17 protein-coding genes and 1 tRNA gene are annotated in these 19,085 nt (G+C 75.7%); 12 read left to right on the top strand and 6 right to left on the bottom strand.

What is annotated here, in order from left to right; genetic code table 11:
- Window positions 1-2 precede the first annotated feature (2 nt).
- The 4 genes from nadD to K8Z61_RS15490 all read left to right on the top strand — a co-directional run bounded on the left by nadD (window position 3) and on the right by K8Z61_RS15490 (window position 1,833).
- A complete protein-coding gene (gene nadD, locus K8Z61_RS15505) occupies window positions 3-695 on the top strand; it encodes a nicotinate-nucleotide adenylyltransferase (RefSeq protein WP_224130828.1) in 693 nt (230 codons plus the stop codon).
- Window positions 692-1,069 (top strand): ribosome silencing factor, encoded by a 378-nt coding sequence (gene rsfS, locus K8Z61_RS15500; protein ID WP_224130826.1) that lies wholly within the window; start codon window positions 692-694, stop codon window positions 1,067-1,069. Before nadD ends, rsfS begins: the two co-directional genes overlap by 4 nt.
- A complete protein-coding gene (locus tag K8Z61_RS15495) occupies window positions 1,066-1,680 on the top strand; it encodes a histidine phosphatase family protein (RefSeq protein WP_224130825.1) in 615 nt (204 codons plus the stop codon). Before rsfS ends, K8Z61_RS15495 begins: the two co-directional genes overlap by 4 nt.
- A 77-nt stretch (window positions 1,681-1,757) precedes the next feature.
- Window positions 1,758-1,833, top strand: a tRNA-Ala gene (locus K8Z61_RS15490).
- 166 nt (window positions 1,834-1,999) lie between these two features.
- On the opposite strand, the gene K8Z61_RS15485 is transcribed toward K8Z61_RS15490, so the two are convergent.
- Entirely contained in the window at window positions 2,000-2,905 is a 906-nt protein-coding gene (locus K8Z61_RS15485; RefSeq protein ID WP_224130823.1) for an esterase family protein, read from the bottom strand.
- 123 nt (window positions 2,906-3,028) lie between these two features.
- On the opposite strand from K8Z61_RS15485, the gene K8Z61_RS15480 reads away from it, so the two are divergent.
- From K8Z61_RS15480 to K8Z61_RS15455, 6 genes are all read left to right on the top strand, one after another.
- Window positions 3,029-4,033: a hypothetical protein gene (locus tag K8Z61_RS15480; RefSeq protein WP_224130822.1), complete on the top strand. Its 1,005-nt coding sequence runs from the start codon at window positions 3,029-3,031 to the stop codon at window positions 4,031-4,033.
- Window positions 4,034-4,246: 213 nt separating this feature from the next.
- The gene (locus tag K8Z61_RS15475; RefSeq protein WP_224130820.1) at window positions 4,247-5,956 is read left to right on the top strand and encodes an asparagine synthase-related protein; all 1,710 of its coding nucleotides are present in this window, start codon (window positions 4,247-4,249) and stop codon (window positions 5,954-5,956) included.
- 124 nt (window positions 5,957-6,080) lie between these two features.
- Window positions 6,081-9,965 (top strand): Pls/PosA family non-ribosomal peptide synthetase, encoded by a 3,885-nt coding sequence (locus tag K8Z61_RS15470; protein ID WP_224130819.1) that lies wholly within the window; start codon window positions 6,081-6,083, stop codon window positions 9,963-9,965.
- A gap of 65 nt (window positions 9,966-10,030) precedes the next feature.
- The gene (locus K8Z61_RS15465) at window positions 10,031-10,522 is read left to right on the top strand and encodes a hypothetical protein (RefSeq protein ID WP_224130818.1); all 492 of its coding nucleotides are present in this window, start codon (window positions 10,031-10,033) and stop codon (window positions 10,520-10,522) included.
- Window positions 10,519-11,271, top strand: a complete 753-nt coding sequence (locus tag K8Z61_RS15460; protein ID WP_224130816.1) for a response regulator transcription factor — start codon at window positions 10,519-10,521, stop codon at window positions 11,269-11,271. Before K8Z61_RS15465 ends, K8Z61_RS15460 begins: the two co-directional genes overlap by 4 nt.
- Window positions 11,268-12,527 carry a histidine kinase dimerization/phospho-acceptor domain-containing protein gene (locus K8Z61_RS15455; RefSeq protein WP_224130815.1) on the top strand — a complete coding sequence of 420 codons (1,260 nt, stop codon included), beginning with the start codon at window positions 11,268-11,270 and terminating at the stop codon, window positions 12,525-12,527. Before K8Z61_RS15460 ends, K8Z61_RS15455 begins: the two co-directional genes overlap by 4 nt.
- Before the next feature lie 33 nt (window positions 12,528-12,560).
- Here the strand turns inward: K8Z61_RS15455 and K8Z61_RS19065 are convergent, their stop codons facing one another.
- From K8Z61_RS19065 to K8Z61_RS15445, 3 genes are all read right to left on the bottom strand, one after another.
- Window positions 12,561-12,686, bottom strand: a complete 126-nt coding sequence (locus tag K8Z61_RS19065) for a hypothetical protein (protein ID WP_263431176.1) — start codon at window positions 12,684-12,686, stop codon at window positions 12,561-12,563.
- Between the two features lie 136 nt (window positions 12,687-12,822).
- Entirely contained in the window at window positions 12,823-13,242 is a 420-nt protein-coding gene (locus K8Z61_RS15450) for a hypothetical protein (RefSeq protein ID WP_224130814.1), read from the bottom strand.
- 94 nt (window positions 13,243-13,336) lie between these two features.
- Window positions 13,337-14,824, bottom strand: a complete 1,488-nt coding sequence (locus K8Z61_RS15445; protein WP_224130812.1) for an MFS transporter — start codon at window positions 14,822-14,824, stop codon at window positions 13,337-13,339.
- Window positions 14,825-14,922: 98 nt separating this feature from the next.
- Between K8Z61_RS15445 and K8Z61_RS15440 the strand changes: the two genes are divergently transcribed.
- Window positions 14,923-15,738: a hypothetical protein gene (locus tag K8Z61_RS15440; RefSeq protein ID WP_224130811.1), complete on the top strand. Its 816-nt coding sequence runs from the start codon at window positions 14,923-14,925 to the stop codon at window positions 15,736-15,738.
- Here the strand turns inward: K8Z61_RS15440 and K8Z61_RS15435 are convergent.
- Complete coding sequence (locus K8Z61_RS15435) at window positions 15,735-17,198, bottom strand: NAD(P)/FAD-dependent oxidoreductase (protein ID WP_224130810.1); 1,464 nt, start codon at window positions 17,196-17,198, stop codon at window positions 15,735-15,737. The genes K8Z61_RS15440 and K8Z61_RS15435 overlap by 4 nt on opposite strands.
- 50 nt (window positions 17,199-17,248) lie before the next feature.
- Here K8Z61_RS15435 and K8Z61_RS15430 point away from each other — a divergent pair, with 50 nt between their 5' ends.
- Window positions 17,249-18,262, top strand: coding sequence for a helix-turn-helix domain-containing protein (locus K8Z61_RS15430; protein WP_224130808.1), 1,014 nt, complete (start codon window positions 17,249-17,251; stop codon window positions 18,260-18,262).
- On the opposite strand, the gene K8Z61_RS15425 is transcribed toward K8Z61_RS15430, so the two are convergent.
- Window positions 18,249-19,064, bottom strand: coding sequence for an SDR family NAD(P)-dependent oxidoreductase (locus K8Z61_RS15425; protein ID WP_224130807.1), 816 nt, complete (start codon window positions 19,062-19,064; stop codon window positions 18,249-18,251). The two genes, K8Z61_RS15430 and K8Z61_RS15425, sit on opposite strands and share 14 nt — an antisense overlap.
- Window positions 19,065-19,085: the final 21 nt, after the last annotated feature.

Raw genomic sequence — 19,085 nt, 5'->3', positions numbered from 1 at the left:
TCATGACGCGTCGGCGCCGGGTCGGCGTCATGGGCGGCACCTTCGACCCCATCCACCACGGTCACCTGGTGGCGGCGTCGGAGGTGCAGTCGTGCTACGGGCTCGACGAGGTCGTCTTCGTGCCCACCGGCGACCCGTGGCAGAAGTCCGACCGCGTCGTCACCCCGGCCGAGCACCGCTACCTGATGACGGTGATCGCCACCGCGGCGAACCCGCGGTTCACCGTCAGCCGGGTCGACATCGACCGCCCCGGACCCACGTACACGATCGACACGCTGCGCGACCTCCGCACGGCGATGCCCGACGCCGAGCTGTACTTCATCACCGGCGCCGACGCGCTCACCGAGATCTTCACCTGGCGGGCCGCGGAGGACCTCTTCGACCTCGCGCGGTTCGTCGGGTGCACGCGGCCCGGCTACGAGATGGACCTCGGCGCCATCGCGCACCTGCCGGCCGACCGCGTCACCATCCTCGAGATCCCGGCGCTGGCGATCTCGTCCACCGACTGCCGCGAGCGGGCCCGCCGCGGCGAGCCGGTCTGGTACCTCGTGCCCGACGGCGTCGTCCAGTACGTCGCCAAGCACGACCTCTACCCGGTCACCGCGGGCGCGCACCGTCCGCGGGCCGTCGCGCCGCCGACCGACCCCGTCGCGCTCGCGACCACCTCGCCCACCATCCCCAGGGAGATCCCATGACCGCCACCGAGCACGCCGTCGGGCTGGTGCACGTCGCCGCCCGCGCCGCCAGCGAGAAGCTCGCCGCCCACATCGTCGCCTTCGACGTCAGCGAGCAGCTGGCCATCACCGACGCGTTCGTGCTGGCCTCCGCCGGCAACGAGCGCCAGGTCGGCGCGATCGTCGAGGAGGTCGAGGACCGCCTGCGCGAGGCCGGCGCCAAGCCGATCCGCCGCGAGGGCCAGCGGGAGGGACGCTGGGTGCTGCTCGACTACGGCGACGTGGTCGTGCACGTGCAGCACGAGGAGGAGCGGCAGTTCTACGCCCTCGAGCGGCTGTGGCGCGACTGCCCGCTGATCGAGCTGCCGGCCGACGTCGTCACGACCCAGCGGTGAGCCGGCGGCTGGTCGTGCTGCGGCACGGCCGGACGTCCTGGAACGCCGTGCACCGGGTGCAGGGCCAGGCTGAGTCGGAGCTGGACGAGGTGGGCCGCGCCCAGGCCGCGGCCGCGGGGGCGGCGCTCGCGCGGCTCGAGCCCGCCGTGCTGTGGACCTCCGACCTCGTGCGGGCGCGGGACACCGCGGCCGCGGTCGCGACCGCCACGGGCCTCGCTGCGCGCCTGGACGCGCGGCTGCGCGAGTACTTCCTCGCCGAGCGTCAGGGCCTCACGCACGCGGAGTACGCCGCTGTGGCGCCCGAGGAGTTCGCCCGGTTCCGACTCGGCGACTTCGACGTCGTGCCCGGCGGGGAGACCGCGGCGCAGGTCGTCGCGCGGATGTCCGAGGCGCTGCTCGAGCTGCTGGCGCTCGTGCCCGACGACGGCGTGGGGGTGGCGGTGTCGCACGGCGCGGCGATCCGCGACGTCGTCCCGGCGCTGCTCGGCTGGCCGGACGCCGCGCGCTCGACGCTGCACGGCCTCGACAACTGCGGCTGGGTGGTGCTCGACCGGCTCACACCGGACGCGCCGCTGCGGCTGCGCGCGTACAACCGCGTCGTCGCAGGCTGAGCGACACCCCGATTTTCCTCGCCGTCCGCCATCGGCTAATGTTCCGCAGGTCGCGCCGCGAGAGCGGAGCGGCGGATGGGGCTGTGGCGCAGCTGGTAGCGCATCTGCATGGCATGCAGAGGGTCAGGGGTTCGAGTCCCCTCAGCTCCACCATCGAGAGCCGGGCCTGCGGGCCCGGCTCTCGTGCGTTGCGGATGCGGCGGGCGTCGGTTTCCCCGGGCGCCCGGGGAAACCGGTCGCGGGCGGGCGAAACTTCGCCTGCCGACGACTGGTTCTGCCTGCCATGATCGGCCGCTGCGCGGCCATCCACGCCTAGGCCTCACGCCCGCAGCGCGAGCCCCAGGTGACGCAGGGCGGCGGGCGCTGTCCGACGCCAGTAGCCGAGGGTGTGGCCACCGAGCTCGAAGCCGCCGGCGGGACGCTCGGCGAAGCCGGCGACGTAGTCGCGCGTCGCGGCGTAGAACGGGTCGCTCTCGCCGCAGTCGATCCGCACCGGGACGCCGGCGAGGGTCGCCTGGCGGCCCATGACGCCGACCCGCTCGAAGTCGGCCTCGTCGTCGTAGGCGCCGGGGGACGTCTGCCCGAAGGCGTGCCACAGCGCGGGGCTCATCACCGCCACGCCCGCGACCCGCGCGGCCCCGAGCGTCCCGGCGAGGTGCAGCGACCCGAAGCCGCCCATCGACCAGCCGAGGAACGCGATCCGACGGGTGTCGAGGCCGTGGTCGCGCAGCAGCGGCAGCAGCTCGGTGAGCACCATCGTCCCGCAGCGATCGCCGCCGGCGCGGTCGTGCCAGTAGGCCTCGCCGCCGTCGACGCTGGCCAGCGCGAACGGCGGCACGCCGGAGGCGACGGCGGCCGCGAGGAAGCGGTCGAGGCCCAGGTGCTCGGGGCTGAAGGCGGCCGTGTGGTCGTCGCCGCGGCCGTGGAGGACGATCGCCACGGGCAGCCGCGCGGGGCTCCCGGACGCGGCCGGCGGCCGGGCGATGCTCCAGCCGACGCGGAGGCCGCGAGCGCGGGAGTCGAAGGAGCCGGACGTCACCCGACCCGGGACGACGTCGGGGACGACGCCGTCAGCGCCGTCGAGGCCGAGCTCGCGGTAGAGCAGGGAGCGTCCCGGCAGCACCTCCCTGTCGACGGCGACCGCGCCGGCGACACCGAGGCCGAGCAGGGCGCCGCCGCCGGACAGCAGACGGCGTCTGGACAGGGCCCTCGTCGGACGGTCCATCGCCTGCCTCCTCCTGGTCGCCGGTCGCATGATGACGCACGTCGAACGGGTCCGGTTGCGATCCGGGGCCCTCGCGTCCGGAACGGCCTCCGCCGCCACGGGAATCGTGGTTCCCTGGGGCCCATGTGGTTCCGCGCCCTCGCCCCTGCCGCCCTCGTCCTGGGGCTGCTCGCCGCGCTCCCGGCCTCCGCCGAGCCGCCGACGCCGCACACCTACTCCGGCACCGACTCCGCCTACCTGACGCCCCGCGCGGGCGCCGAGCAGTCGGGCCCGAGCGTCCGGCTGGGCTACGTCAAGGTGCCGGCGCCGGGCACGTACTACGCCGAGCTCGACGCCACGGTGAAGAACCAGTCGGTCGACGCCGTCCAGCTCGTCTCGCTCTCGCTGGTGTGCAAGGAGGAGTCGAGCGTCGCCGACCAGATCGGCACACGCAGCAACATCGTCCGCGGCGAGACCCTGCCGATGAGCACGCGCGTCTACTTCACGATCAAGGACAAGCGGGGCGCCTGCTTCGCGTACGGCACGACGATGGGCCTGAAGAGCTCGTCCAAGCCGCTGACCAGCCGACGGCTCCTGGCCCGCGTCACGCTCACCATCTCCGGTCCGGTGTCGGACCGCACCGTCGAGAGCCGTCGCTTCGACTTCGACGACGCCAACCGCGGGTTCTCGGGCCGGTCGTTCCTGGCCAAGCCGAAGCAGCAGGCCCACGCCAGCGAGCTGGTGACCTCGGCGGCCCCCGGCTCGCAGGCCTTCGTCACCGGCAACGCGTACCTGACGACGTGCACCTTCCGGGGCGGCTCCCGCGACCAGACGACCGACGGCCGCGACCTCTGCCCGCGGTCGGTCGACGCCCCGAACGGATCGCTGGTGCGGGAGCGACTGCTGGTCCGTCAGTACACGCCGGGCGGGTCCGTCTGCGCGACCACGGTCGTGCCGGGCTCCACGAAGCAGTTCCGCATCACCGCCCGGCGGCACCACCTCGGCACCGCGGTGGAGGGCACCATCTCGCTGTCCGCGAAGCAGGGCTGCGGCAACCGGATCAAGGTCTGGACCGAGGTCCAGGTGCTCAGCGGACCGTCCGTCGTCGTCCACTTCCCGGCCACCACGACCGGGTTCCGACCCCTCTGATCCGCTCGCACCGCCGTCGGCCGTCCGCTAGGTTGCGGCGTCCGCTGTCTCGAGGGGGTACGCGTGCGGGTGTTCGTCGGTGTCGTCGCCAGGAGAGCCGTCCCTCCGGATCTCGATGACCGGCTGACGCGGGCAGCGCAGCGGTCGCTCCCCTTCCATGACGACTCCGGCGTCCGGGTCTCGTGGTCGTCACCGGACGGGCGGATCCGCCTGATGCTGTGGACGAACGAGCCCGCGGAGTCGGTCGGCCCCGCGTGGTCCGAGGCTCCCGACGGGGCCGGTGTGGTCGGCCACACCGGCTACCTCGTCGGCGACGCCCCGACGTCCGAGGCGATCGTCCGACGGCGACCGCTCCCGCGGCTGGCCGGCGTCTGGTCGCTGCTCGGCGCCGAGGCCGACGGGATCGGGGCGGTCACCTGTGCGTCCGGCGCCGAGCAGGTCTTCGTCGCCGAGGGCGCCGACGTCGTCGTCGTCAGCTCTCGCGCGCTGCTCGCCCACCTGATCGTCGATCCGTCCGGCCCCCACGCCGATCCCCTCGGCCTGACCAGCATCGTGAGCGTCGGCTACTCGACGACCGACCGTACGGTGTTCGACGGGGTCAGGGCGCTTCCCCCGGCCACGCACGCCTGCGTCGACCGCGACGGCCGGCTCGAGATCGGCGACGCCCGGTGGGCCTCCGAGCCGCTTCCCGTGCTCGACGCCCTCCGGGGGAGTCTCGGACCACTCGCTCCCCACGGGCACGGCCGCGTCCCGCTCGGGCTGACCGGCGGGCGCGACTCGCGCCTGATGCTCGCCCTGCTCGCCGATCGCGGCATCGAGGTCGACGCCCGCACCTCCGGGCTGCCGGGAGATCCCGACGTCGTCGTCGCCAGCCGCGTCGCCGCGACGCTGGGCATCCCGCACCGGATCACGCCTCCCCGCGGAGCGGAGATCGACGAGGGCGGCGTCGTCGTCGACGTCCGCGGCCGGGTCAAGGAGGCGATCGTGCTGGCCGACGGCATGCTGTCGGCCTACGACCGGGTCGGGCGCGTCGGCGAGCGGTACGACGCCCGCCGAGCCCCGTTCGGCGGCACCGGAGGCGAGATCCTCCGCGGCTACTACGCCGCCGCGGTGAAGGATCCCGCCGACCCCCTCGCCGTCGCGAGCTACCTGCGCGGCCGGGTGCTGGGCTCGGTGAGGAACCTGACGGCGGACGCTCGCCTCGCGTACGAGGCCGAGGTCGCTCCGTGGACGATCGCGGCCTCCCAGCAGGGGCCGGCCGCGCTCGAGGACTTCTACGTGCGTCAGCGCACCGGCCGTTGGACCGGCGCGGCTCGACACGCGGCGAGCATCGGCTGCTCGGCCCGTCGACCCTTCCTCGACCACGAGGTGATCCGTGCGGTGCGGGCCGTCGACCTGCACGAGCGCATGAGCGAGCGCCTGGTCGCGACCCTGCTCGGGGAGCTGGCGCCGGCGCTTCGCGACGTCCCGTTCGCGGGCAGGCGATGGAAGTTCGACACGCGACCCTCCGATCGCCGCGACCTCGAGGCGTGGGAGGCGCGAGCGCCGGTCGACAGCGGCCGCGGGGACCAGGCGACGTTCAACTGGCGCCTGGACCTGCCGGAGGTGCGCGCGGAGCTGGCGTCCATCGTCCTGGACGCTCCCGCCGGCCTGTGGGAGGTGGTCGATCGTCGACGCGTCGAGCAGAGGCTCGCGGCCGAGCGTCCGCAGAGCCGGCAGGAGGTCGTCCGGATCTGGCACATCGCCACCGCGGCGGGCTGCCTCGCCAGCGGGTTCTGGTCCGATCCGACCTCACGGCTGGTGGACGGCTCCAGCCCGCTCTCCGCGGCCGCACCGGGCCCCGTCGCGCTCGCCACGACACCGGCCCTCTCCGGCCGTGCCCGCCGTGTGGTCGAGCTCCTCCGCTCGCGGCTGCGCCGCTGACCCGACCGCGACGCGACCGCCGTGGCCTCGATGCCCCTGCCGTCACAGGACTGTCACAGAACCCGCACAGGACTGCGACAGCGCTCCCACGGGCCTGAGACGCGGCTCTGGCTCGATCGTCCCCATGGTGTTCCTCGACTACCGCGCCGACGAGCTGCTGCCCCTGCAGCCGGCGCGCACCCTGACCGACCTGTTCACGGACGTCGCCCGGGCCCACCCCCGCCGGCCGGCGCTCTCCCTGCCCGACCGCGACCTCTCCTACGCCGAGCTCGACGCCTGGACCGATGAGATCGCCGGCCGGCTCCGGGCCGCCGGCGCCGGGCCGGGGGAGCGGATCGGCGTCCGCATCACCAGCGGCACCGCCGAGCTCTACGCCGGCATCCTGGCGGTGCTCAAGGCCGGTGCGGCGTACGTGCCGGTCGACGCCGAGGACCCCGAGGAGCGGATCGCGGCGGTCCTCGACGGCGCCGACGTGCTGGGCGTCCTCACCGACGGGCTCGCGCTCGAGGTCCGCCGCGCGGGCCGCGCGGGCCGGGAGAAGCCGGGCGCGGCGGTCGAGCCCGCGGACGACGCGTGGGTCATCTTCACCTCCGGCACCACGGGCACGCCCAAGGGCGTCGCGATCACCCACGCGTCGGCGACCGCCTTCGTCCGCGCCGAGCACCGGCTGTGGGACGTCCGCCCGGAGGACCGCGTGCTCGCGGGGCTGTCGGTGAGCTTCGACGCCAGCTGCGAGGAGATCTGGACGGCGTGGTCGAACGGCGCGGCGCTGGTGCCGGTGCCGCGCTCGGTCGTGCGCGCCGGCGTCGAGATGGGGCCGTGGATCCGCGAGCGGGGGGTGACGGTGGTCAGCACCGTCCCGACGCTGGCGGCCCTGTGGCAGGACGACGTGCTCGAGGGCCTGCGCCTGGTGATCCTGGGCGGCGAGGCCCTGCCCGACCCGCTGGCCCACCGGCTGGCGACGTCGTGCGAGGTGTGGAACACCTACGGCCCCACCGAGGCCACGGTCGTCTCCACGGCGGCGCGCGTGGTGCCCGGCGAGCCGGTCTCGATCGGGCGTCCGCTCGAGGGCTGGCTGACCGCGCTGGTCGACGAGGAGGGACGCGCCGTGCCGCCCGGCAGCCCCGGCGAGCTCGTGATCGGGGGAGTCGGCCTCGGCCGCTACCTCGACCCCGGGCTCGACCGGGTCCGGTACGCGCCCCTGCCGCACCTGGGCTGGGAGCGCGGCTACCGCTCGGGCGACATGGCCGTCGAGACGCCCGCCGGGTACGCCTTCCTCGGCCGGCGCGACGACCAGGTGAAGATCGGCGGCCGACGCATCGAGCTCGGCGAGGTCGACGCCCACCTGGCGGCCGTTCCGGGCGTCGCCGCGGCGGCCGCGGCCGTACGTCGCTCCGAGAACGGCAACCCGCTCCTCGTCGGGTACGTCGTGGCGCAGGCGGGCGTGGTGCTGGACCTCGTCGCGGTCCGCCGCAGCGTCGCCGCACGCACGTCGGGCGGCGTCGCGCCGCTGGTCGTGTTGGTCGACGCGCTCCCGCAGCGCTCCAGCGGCAAGGTCGACCGGGCGGCCCTGCCCTGGCCCCCGCCCGAGCGGGTCGCGACGGCCGCGGAGGACGGCGCCGACCCCGGCCTGTCGGCCACCGCGGCCTGGCTGGCCTCGATCTGGCGCACCGAGCTCGGCCCCTTGCAGGTGACCGCCGACAGCGACTTCTTCGACCTCGGCGGCAGCTCCCTGATCGCGGCCCGGATGGTGACGGCGGTGCGCGAGCGCTTCCCGCGCCTGGCGATCGCCGACGTGTACCGCTGCCCCCGGCTGGGCCTCCTCGCCGCGCACCTCGACGAGCTGGACGCCGACGCGGGCCAGGCCGTGCCCGACGACGCGACGAGCGCCGACCCCGAGCCGACGGCGGGCGGACGTCCGGCCGTCGTCGGCGCGCTCCAGATCGTCGGCCTCGGCGGCGTGCTGGCCCTGCGGGCGGCGCCCTGGTTCGCCGGGCTCCTCCTCCTCGGCGACGTCGCCGGCCTGCTCGACGTCTCCAGCCCGCTCCCGCGTGCGGCCTGGTGGGTGCTGGTGCCGCTGCTGGCCCTGCTCGGCACGACGCCCGGACGCCTGCTCGTCGGGGGTGCGCTGCGGCGCGCCCTCCTGCCGCGCCTGGAGCCCGGGGTCGTGGTCCGCCGCTCCCGGCACTCCGGGCTCGGTCTGCGGCTCTGGCTGCTGGAGGCCGTCGGCTCGGTGCTGCACCTGGAGCGGCTCGCGGGGACGCCGTGGGCGGCGCGCTGGGCCCGGGTCGCCGGCGTCGACGTCGGCCCCGGCGCCCATCTGGCGACCCTGCCCTCGCTCGGCGCGCTGGTGACCGTCGGCGCCGCGGCGACGCTGGAGGAGGAGGTCGACCTGCTCGGCTGGCACGTCGAGGGCGCCGAGATCGTGGCGGGGCCGATCGTCATCGGTGCCGGTGCGCGGATCGCGCGGCGGGCGATGCTGCACCCCGGCGTCCGGATCGGGGAGGGTGCGGAGGTCGAGCCGGCCGCCGTCGTCACCGGCGACGTGCCGGCGGGGGAGCGGTGGTCCGGCGCGGTGGCCCGTCGAGTGGGGCGGGCCGGCGACGACTGGCCCGTGCCGGCGGCCGCCGCGGAGCCGGCGCCCGGCGGACGCCGCGCCTTCGCCGCGGCGGTGCTCGTCCGGGAGGGGCTGCCCTGGCTGTGCGCGCTCCCGGGCCTGGCCCTGGTGCTGAGCGGCGCGGTCGACACCCTCGGCGGCGAGCTCGTCGGCGGGCCGCTGCTGGCCGTCGGCTACCTCGTCCTGCTGGCCCTCGGCACCGCGCTCGCCGTGCGCCTGGCGGGGCGACGGGTGCGTCCGGGCTGGCAGCGCACCGACGCGCCGGCGGCGGCCGCCCGCTGGCTCGCGGAGGGCCTGATGAACGACGCCACGCACTCCCTCTTCGCGCTGTTCTCCTCCAGCCTCACCCGGCGCTGGCTCACCTGGTGCGGCATCACGGTCGGTCGCGGCACCGAGGTCTCGACGGCGAGCGGCCTCAACCGGCTGGTGTCGTACGGCGATCTCTGCTTCTCCACCGACGCCATCGGCTTCGCCACCGGACGCACCCGCGACGGGTGGACCGAGCTGCGGCCGGTGAGCGTCGGCGCCCGCTCGTTCCTCGGCAACACCGCGACCGTGCCGGGCGGCACGAGCGTCGGCAGCGGCTGCCTGGTGGGCCTGCAGTCGGTGCCGCCGGCGCGGGTGCCCGACGGCTCGACCTGGCTCGGCGTGCCGGCCTTCGAGCTGCCCCGCACGCCCGTGGACGCCGACCCGTCCCGCACGCTCTTCCCGTCCCGACGGGTGCGGGCGCTGCGCCGGGTGTTCGACGTCGTCCGGCTGGTGGTGCCGGCGGTGCTGCTGGCCTGGCTCGCCAGCCTGCTGCTCGACCTGGCGGCCGTGGTCGACGAGCGGGCCGGACTCGGGGTCCTGCTGCTCGTCGGACCGCTGCTCCTAGGCGCCGTCGGCGGCCTCGGGGTGGCGGTGACGATCGTCCTGAAGTGGCTGCTCATCGGGCGCTACCGGGTCGGCTCGCACCCGTTCTTCTCCACGTTCGTGTGGCGCGACGAGCTGCTCAACAGCTGCCAGGAGATGGTGGCCGGGCCGTGGCTGCTGCGCGCCGCGCTCGGCACGCCGGTGGTCAACCTCTACCTGCGCCTGATGGGCGCCCGGGTCGGCCGCGGCGCCTACGTCGGCACCCTGGCGACCTACGAGTTCGACCAGGTGGTGATCGGCGTCGACGCGGCGGTCAACCGGGCCGCGTGCGTCCAGACCCACCTGTTCCAGGACAGGGTGATGCAGATCGGGCCCGCGGTGCTCGGCGACGGCGCGAGCGTCGGACCGCACAGCGCTATCCTCCTCGACACGGTCGTCGGACCCCGCACGCACGTGGGCCTCGGCTCGGTGCTGATGCGCGGCGAGGCGCTGCCGGAGGCCACCCGCTGGGCCGGCGTGCCGATCGCCCGGCAGGCCTGAGGCCGGCCGGGCGATCGGGGCCCGGGGGCAGAGGATCCGGGGTCGGGATGTCGAGGGGGACGGGGATGCGCGGTCGGCTGGCTCGCCTGCAGGCGGCCCCGGCGACGGCCGTCGTCGCCCTGCTCGCCGTCGCCCTGGTGCTGGCGGTGGTGGCCCGGATCGAGTTCGGCTCCGAGCACGCCGACGCCGGCCCCCGGCTCTCGGACTCCACGCTCGGCCGCTCCGCCGACCTCGCCGAGGCCACCTACGTGCTCGACTGCGGCCGGGAGGCCGTGCAGCGTCCGGCCCGCCTCGCGCCCTCGTGCGGGCCGGACGGGCCGGCGCTCGCCGACCTGCGCTGGGCCGACTGGGGCGGCGCGCGGGCCGAGGCGGTGGGCCGGTGGGTCGTGCCCTGCGCGGGGGCGTGCGAGGGCCGCCGCGAGGACGTCGCGGCGGCCACCGCGGTGCTCGAGCGGGTGCGGCCGGCATCGCGCACCGCCGTCTACACCGAGCTCGTGATCCGCGTGGTCGGACGCCCGCCGCTGCGCTTCGACCTCGCTCCCGGAGCGCGTCCATGACCCCCTCGATCCCCTCGACCGCGCCGGACCGGGTCCGGGTGCTCGTCGTGGAGGACGACGAGGCGGTGCGCGTCACGACGTCGCTGGTGCTCCGGGCGCACGGCTTCGAGGTCGACGCCGTCGAGGGCGGGCTCCAGGCGCTCGAGCGGATCGCGTCGCACGGGGCGCCGGACGTGGCGGTCGTCGACGTCGCGATGCCGGGCCTCGACGGCATCCGACTCACCCGTCGGCTCCGCGAGGAGCACGATCTGCCGATCGTCCTGCTCACCGCCCGCGACCTGCCCACCGACGTCGTCGCGGGCCTCGACGCCGGCGCCGACGACTACGTCACCAAGCCCTTCGACGGCGAGGTGCTGGCCGCCCGGCTCCGGGCGGTCGTGCGGCGTCGTCCGGCCGCGGCGTCGTCCCCGGCCGGACTGGTCGGACTGCCCGGGCCGCCCGCGGCCCCCGCGCGTGCGGTGCGGACGGTGCGGCTGGGACGCATCGAGCTGGATCCCGAGGCGCTGGTCGTCACCCTCGACGGCGTGCCCGTCGCGTTGAGCGCCACCGAGCTGCGCCTGCTGGAGTACCTCGCCGGCAACGTCGGCCGGGTCGTGTCGCGCGGCCAGATCCTCGAGGCGGTCTGGGGCGACTCCTCGTGGACCGACGCCCGCGTCGTCGACACCAACGTCGGACGGCTGCGGGCGAAGCTCGACCCGGCGGCGATCGAGACGGTCCGCGGCTTCGGCTACAAGCTGGTGGTGCCGTGACCCCGGTGGCGCCCGCCGGCGTCCCGTGGTGGCGCAGCCTGCGGCTGCCGATCGCGCTCGCCGTCGCCCTCAGCGCCGTCTGCTCGGCGCTGGTGATCGGCTACGTGTCCGACCGCAGCGCCGTCAGCGAGGGCCTCACCCGGCTGCGGGCCGAGGCGGAGGCCCGGCTCAGCGCTGCGGAGGCGTCCTACGAGTTCACCGGCGCAGTGGCGCGCGATGCGACGCTCGTCGCCGCGGACGCCCGCGAGCCGAGCGCGCCCGTCCCCCTGCCGCCGCCGCTGGTCGAGGCGGCGCGGGCGGCCCCGGAGCACCGGATGGTCACGTACTTCAGCGACGGCCGCATGTGGGCGGCGCGTCGACTCGACGGAGGGGAGGTGCTCGCCGCGGAGGTCTCCGCGGACTCCCTCGCCCGCGAGCGCGACCACCTGCACCGCACGTTCCTGCTCGTCGGGCTGCAGCTGCTGCTGGTGGCCTTCCTCGTCGGCTGGCTCGTGGCCGGACCCATCACCGGACGGCTGCGCCGGGCCGCGCGCTGGGTCGAGGTGGGCGCCCTGCAGCAGGCGCCGGAGCCGCTGCGCACCCGACGGCGCGACGAGGTCGACGAGCTCGTCGCCGGCATCGACGCGCTCTCCTCCACGCTGCGCGACCGCGTGCGCACCGAGCAGGCCTTCACCGCCGACGTCGCGCACGAGCTGCGCACGCCGCTCACGGCGCTGGTCTCGGCCTCGTCGCTGCTGCCCGCGGACGACGCGGCCAGCGTCCTGGTGCGCCAGCAGGTGGAGCGGCTGCGCCTCCTCGTCGACGACCTGCTCGAGCTCGCCCGGGCCGACCAGGCGGCGCCCGCCGTCGAGGCCCTGACGCCGCTGGACGTGCCGGACCTGCTGGCTCGCATCGTCGCGCAGCTGCCCGACCTCGCCCCGGACGAGCTGGTCGTGACCGATCCCGTGCCCGTCCTCGGCGAGCAGCGCCGCCTCGAGCGCGTGCTCGTCAACCTGCTGGCCAACGCGCGACGGCACGGCAGCGCGCCGGTGCGGGTGCGGATCGACGGCGAGCGGGTCGTCGTCCGCGACGCGGGCGAGGGCTACCCGCCGCAGGTGCTCCTCGCCGGCCCTCAGCGCCTGCACGCGGTGGGACGCACCGCGGGCGCGGGGCTCGGCCTCGCGCTGGCCGACGCCTATGCGCGGCAGATCGGCGCGACGCTCACGCTGGCCAACGACGACGGCGCGGTCGCGACCGTCCGACTCACCGTGGTCTGAGGCGGCTCGATCGGCGGCGAGCCGAGGCGGGCGTCAGCCCTGGTGACCCTCGCACCACTGCTCGGCGGGCACCACGGCGCGGACGTCGTCGACGTGCTCGCCGCAGCCGCTCCAGGTGATCTTGTCGCCGCAGACGCGGCACGGGATGGGGACGCACATGGCGGGACCTCGCAAGTCGGCTCTCGGGTGGACGCCTCCAGCCTAGGCGCGGCACGGAGGACGGGACGGATCGGCGCGGACGCACGCGAGGCCGGTCCCGCGCTGCGGGACCGGCCTCGGGACGTGGGTGGGGACGTCAGTCGCTGCCGCGGGCGCCGGCGAGGACGGTGCCGAGGATGACGATGGCGCCGCCGATGACCATCGTGGTCGTGGCCCAGGTGCCCCAGTCGCGCAGCAGCGGGATGATCACCAGCAGCGCGCCGGAGCCGCCCGCGGTGGCCAGCAGCGGCAGACGACCCATGCGGGTGCGCAGGCCGAGGCCCGCGAGCAGGACGAACATGCCGAGCAGCGAGCACCAGTAGCCGGCCCACATGCCCGGGTTGTCGAGGGGGAACAGCGTCCAGCTGAAGCCCAGGACGATCGCGCCGGCACCGACCAGCAGACCCCAGCCGGCGTCGGAGGTCGTGTGCAGCACGACGGGCTGCTCGACGATCTGGTCGGTGGGCCGCCGGGGGACCGGGACGTAGCCCTGCTGACGACGGACGGGGGTGGTCATGCTGACTCCTGCGCTCGTGGGAACCGTGGTCACATCATGGCATCCGGACGGCCTCCGGCGGGTGCCGGTCCGGCGGGCGTCGCCCGGATCCGCGTCACATCCGCCGTCGGGGGATGGCCAGCGCGAGGGCGCCGGCGGCCACCGAGGCGACGACGCACAGCGCGAACAGCAGCCGGTAGCCGCCCAGCGAGGGCAGCTCGAAGGACGCCGCGCCGGCCCCGACGAGGACGGTGTTCGCCGCCAGCACCGAGCCGCCGACGGCGCTGGCCACCGACGTCCCGAGGCTGCGGGCCAGGGAGTTGAGGCCGTTCGCGGCCGCGATCTCCGAGACCGGCGTGTGCTCGTTGATCAGGCTGGGCATCGCCGCGTAGCCGATCGCGGCGCCCACGCCGACGACGGCGCTGCCGACGACGACCATCCAGAGCTCGGAGGTCAGGACGATCCGCATCAGCCAGCCGGCGGCGAGGATCGCCGCGCCGAGGGCCAGCGTCCGGGCGCCGCCGATGCGGCCGATGATCGTCGCGGTGGCGTCGGAGAGCACCAGCATCGCGAGGCCGCCGGGCAGCATGCAGACGCCGCTGAAGACGATCGAGGCGCCGAACCCGTAGCCGGTGGCCTCGGGCGCCTGCAGGTAGCCCGCGGTGCCGATCATCGAGGCGAAGAGCGCGAAGCCGAAGAGGATCGAGGCCACGTTGGTGAGCACGATCGGCGGACGCCGCAGCGCGACGAGGTCGACGAGCGGCTCGGCGATGCGCGTCTGGGTCCAGCCGAAGACGGCGACGAGGACGACGCCGAGCGCCAGCAGCCCGAGGGTGCGGCCCGACGTCCAGCCCCACGACGCCGACTCCGCGAGCGGCAGGAGCAGCGCGACCAGCGCGCCGGCCAGCAGCACGGTGCCGACGACGTCGATGCGCCCGCCGGTGCGCACCGGCGACTCCGGCACCACCGCGAGGGTGGCGACCAGCGAGGCCGCGCCGACGGCGACGGTGATCCAGAACAGGACGTGGAAGTCGGCGTGCTCGCCGACCAGCCCGCCGATCGGCAGGGCGAGCGCGCCGCCGACGCTGAGCATCGCGCTGACCACGGCGATCGCCGAGCCGACGCGTTCGCGGGGGAGCAGCGTGCTGAGCAGGCTGATGCCGAGCGGGATGGCCGCCACCGAGACGCCCTGGATGCCGCGGCCGACGATCAGCAGGCCGAGGTCGTCGGTGAGCGCGCAGAGCAGGGAGCCGACGACGAGCGCGGCCAGGGCGACCAGCAGCATCCGGCGCTTGCCGAACATGTCGCCGAGGCGGCCCATCACCGGCACCGACACGGCCGCGACCAGCAGCGTCGAGGTCAGCAGCCACTCGACGTCGGACGGCGTCGCGTCGAGGCGTCCGGGGAGCACCTGGAGCACGGGCACCAGCAGCGTCTGGGCCATCGAGACCGCGAGGCCGGCGGTGCCGACGACGAGCAGCTCGGCGCGGGCGCGTCCGGGCGAGGTGTGGCTGCGGATCTCGGCCTCGGCGGCGACCGCCTCGGGGGCGGGCGCGTGGGGGTCGGGGAGGGTCGCGGGGCGGGCGTCGTCGTGCACCGACATGGGGTGGGGTCTCCTGGGGCCAGCGGGTTGGTTGCCGAGGGCAACCTATTGCGTGGGCGGACGATTCCCGGCATCCGCGCCGGGGCAGGATCGCCGCCGTGACCCCGACCCCCTCCGCGCGGCGCGCCGCGCGTCGTCCGGCGGCGCGTCGACGTCCGGGCGGTCGCCCCGACGGCACGCGCGCGGCGCTGCCGGCCGGCCCGGTGCGTCCGGTCGACCGGCTCGCGCTCCTGCTCGGGGTGGCCTGGCTGCTGGTCGCCACGCCCGCCACCGCGCTCGCGCTCGTCCTGATCGACGACGACGGTCGCGGGGCCGCGGTCGCCCTGCTGCTGGGCGGGCCGAGCACGGCGCTGTGGCTGGTCTGGCTCGGGCGTCGCACGCAGGGCGAGGCGGGGCGCGAGCCGTCCGGAGCCGGCACGCGCGGCCGCCCGGCCCGCGTCGTGCTCGGCGCGCTCGGCCTCTGGCTGGCCCACGGGCTCGGGGTGGGCGTGGTCCTCGGCGCCAGCCAGGGCGACGGCGCGACGGCCGGTCTCGTCGCCCTGCTGCTGGCCGTGCTCACCGTGCTCAGCGGGCTCGCGGGAGCCATGCTGCTCGGCGGGCTCCTGCTCGGGCTGCGCGCCGTGGCGGTGCTGCTGCGCGACGGACAGCCTGGCGCGGCCGCGTTCGCCGCCTTCCTGCCGATGCTGTTCGCCGGCCTGCTCCTGGCGGGCCTCGGCGCGGTGGGCTACGACAGCCCGCGGCGCCGCGACGTCCGGCCGCTGCTGTGGATGAGCCCGGACGACGTCACGGTCACCTCGCCCGGGCTCCTCCTCGCGGGCCGCTGCGGCATGGTGCTGCTGCTCGTCGCCGTGTCGATCCCGCCGGCCACGGCGCTCGTCGGCCTCGCGCGCGGGCGCGGCTCCGGTGCGGCCTAGCGCGTGACCTCGAGCGCGTCCCAGTCGACGTGGCTGGTGCGCTCGACGTACTCCTCGACCAGGCCCGGCCAGTTCGTGGTGATGCGGGTGCCGCCGCCGGGCGTCTTCTCGACGTACCAGCTGCTGCAGCCCGACCACACGCCGTGCGCGAGCCGCTGCTGCATCTCGGCGTCGTAGGCCTCCAGGACCTCGGGACGCGCGGCGGCGGTGCGCACGCGACCCGCGCGCAGCGCCTCGGCGAGCTCGCCGATCCACGTCGCCTGGCCTTCGAGCATCTTGATGATCGAGGAGCCGCCGAGGTTCGTGTTGGGGCCGTAGACGATCGCGAGGTTCGGGAAGCCGGGCACGCTCAGGCCCAGGTGGGCGCGGGCGCCGCCCTCCCACGCGTCGGCCAGGCGTCCGGCCGGGCCGGTGACCTCGATGCCGTGCAGGAACGACGTCGCGGCGAAGCCGGTGCCCCAGATGAGCACGTCCGCGGGGTGCAGCGTGCCGTCGGCGGTGCGGACGCCGTCGGGCTCGATCGCCTCGACCTTCTCGGTGCAGACCTCGACGTGCTCGCGGGCCAGCGCCGGGTACCACTGGTTGGAGAAGAGCAGCCGCTTGCAGCCCAGCGGGTAGTCGGGCACGAGCTTGGCCCGCAGCGCGGGGTCCTTGATCTGCAGGCGCAGCGTCGCGCGCCACAGGGCCTCGACGCCGCGCAGCACGGGACGGCTGACGGGGGAGTCGCCGGTGAGCGCGCCGTTGAACCGCTCGGTCAGCCAGAACCACGAGGCCCGCTCGGCCGAGAGCAGGGCGGGCGCCTTGCGGAACAGCGACTGGTGACGCGGGTGGTAGGCCTGGTCGGGCTTCGGGACGACGTAGGGCGCCGAGCGCTGGAAGACCGTGAGGGCGGCGACGTCGTCGACGATGCCCGGCACGAACTGGATGGCCGAGGCGCCGGTGCCGATGACCGCGACCCGCTTGCCGGTGAGGTCGACGTCGTGACGCCACTGCGCGGAGTGGAACGTGGGGCCGTCGAGCTCTCCCGGGATCGGCGGGATCACCGGGTTGGCCAGCTGGCCGGTGGCGAAGACGAGCAGGTCGGCGGTCCAGGTGCGGCCGTCGTCGGACGTCACGGTCCACGTGGTGGCCTCGGCGTCGAAGTCGGCGGAGGCGACGGTGACGCCGGTGGTGACGAGGTCGAGCAGACCGGCCTCGCGGGCGGTCTCGCGCAGGTAGTCGAGGATCTCCGGCTGGGTGCCGTAGCGGCGGCTCCAGTCGGGCTTGGGCGCCCACGACCAGGAGTACAGCGGCGAGGGGACGTCGCACGCGGCGTTCGGGTAGGTGTTGTCGCGCCAGACGCCGCCGACGTCGTCGGCCCGCTCGAGGACGGTGATGTCGCTCAGGCCGCGACGCCGCAGCTCGCGCGCCGTGCCGAGACCGCCGAAGCCGGCGCCGATGATGACCACACGAGGTTCCACCCGGCGGACGGTACTGGCGCCGCGCGGGCCGGTGATCGATGATCGCGGCCATGGTCGAGGGCGACGACAGCGGTGGCGCGACGCCGGGACACCCGGTCGTGCTCGGCCGGGCCGCCATCGAGGACTGGGCGTTCCCGCGCTCCGCGGCGGGCCTGGAGCTGGTGCTCGCGCACGGCGAGCGGCTCGGCCTGACCCGCCGCGTCCTGCTGGCGGGCACGGGCCTGGAGGCCGCCTGGGGCACGCGTCCGGGCGAGCGTCCTGCGGCCGTCACCGCGGCGCAGGAGCTGCGGGTCGTCCGGACGCTGCAGCGGCTGCGGCCGCACGGCGCCGCCGCCCTCGGCGCCTCGTACCGCGCCGCGACCTTCGGGGCGCTGGGCTACGCGCTGGCCACCAGCCGCACGGTGCTCGACCTCGTCGACCTCTTCCTGCGCTACGTCGACCTCAGCCACGCCTTCGTCGTGCCGCAGGCGCGGCTCGAGGGCGACACCGTCGAGGTGGTGCTGGAGGGGGCGACGATCCCCGCCGACGTGCGGTCCTACCTGGTGGAGCGCGACGCCGTCGCGATCGTCCGGGTGCTGCGCGAGCTGGCGCCGACGCTCGACGCCGACCTCGTCGTCGGCCCCGAGCGGGCCCTGCTGCGCTTCCCGCTCGCCGGTCTGGAGGTCCCGGTGACCCCGGGGGACGTCCCGGTGGAGCGCGCCACCGCCGAGGCGTGGTGCGACGCCCTGGCGCAGGCCCGGCGCGACCTCGGGCCGGCCACGCGCGAGGTGCGGGTGGTGATCGCCCAGCGGCTGCTCGACGGCGCCCGCGCCGTCGACGTCGCCGCCCACCTCGGCTGGAGCGAGCGGACGCTGCGGCGCCGGCTCGGCGCGGAGGGCACGACCCACCAGCAGCAGCTGGACGCCGTCCGCTCGGCGCTGGCGGCCCAGCTGCTGGCCCCGCCGGCGGCGCTGGAGGTGCAGGAGGTGGCGCGCCGGCTCGGGTACGCCGACGCCACCACGTTCATCCGGGCGCACCGGCGCTGGACCGGCCGGACGCCCGGCCGGTCGACTACGCGATCGTGAGCCCGCCGTCGACCGGGATGGTCTGGCCGGTGACGTAGCCCGCGGCGTCGGAGGCGAGGAAGACGACGGTGGCGGCGAGCTCGCGCGGGTCGCCCTTGCGTCCGGTGGGGATGCGCGCCTGCATCGCCTCGAGGTAGCCCGGCGGGTACTGCTCGGTCATCTCGGAGGCGAAGAAGCCCGGCGCGATCGAGTTCACCCGGATGCCCTTGCGGCCCGTCCACTGCTGCGCGAGGTCGCGGGTCAGGCCGTTGAGGCCCGCCTTCGAGGCCGAGTAGGCGGCCTGGGGCAGCCCGCCGGTGGTGATGCCGAGCACCGAGGAGATGTTGATGATGCTCGAGCCCCGGCCCATGACGCGTCCGCAGGCCTGCGCCATCCAGTAGCAGCCGTTGAGGTTGACGTCGATGACCCGGGTGAACTCCTCGACGCTCTCGCGGGTGGCCGGCACGGCGGTGCCGATGCCCGCGTTGTTGACCAGCACGTCGACCCGGCCGAGCTGCTCCATCGCGACCGCGACCACCCGGGTGCACGCCTCGGGGTCGGCGACGTCGGCCTCGACGACGACCGCCCGGCGTCCGGCCGCCTCGACCAGCGCCGCGGTGTCGGCCAGCCGCTCGACCCGTCGGGCCGCGAGCACGACGTCGGCGCCGGCCTCGGCCAGGCCCTGCGCGAACGCGACCCCGAGGCCGCTGGACGCGCCGGTGACGATGGCGACCCGGCCGTCGAGGCGGAACAGCTCGGGCACGGTGCCGGCGGGGGTCGAGGCCGTGGTCGGAGCGGGGGAGTGGTCGGCGTCACGCGTCATGCGCGCACTGTAGCCACGGCG

It is taken from the genome of Nocardioides sp. TRM66260-LWL (assembly GCF_020075545.1).
GTDB lineage: Bacteria > Actinomycetota > Actinomycetes > Propionibacteriales > Nocardioidaceae > Nocardioides.
Note: the sequence above shows the minus strand (reverse complement) of the source record. Positions and strands in the feature narration are given on the sequence as shown.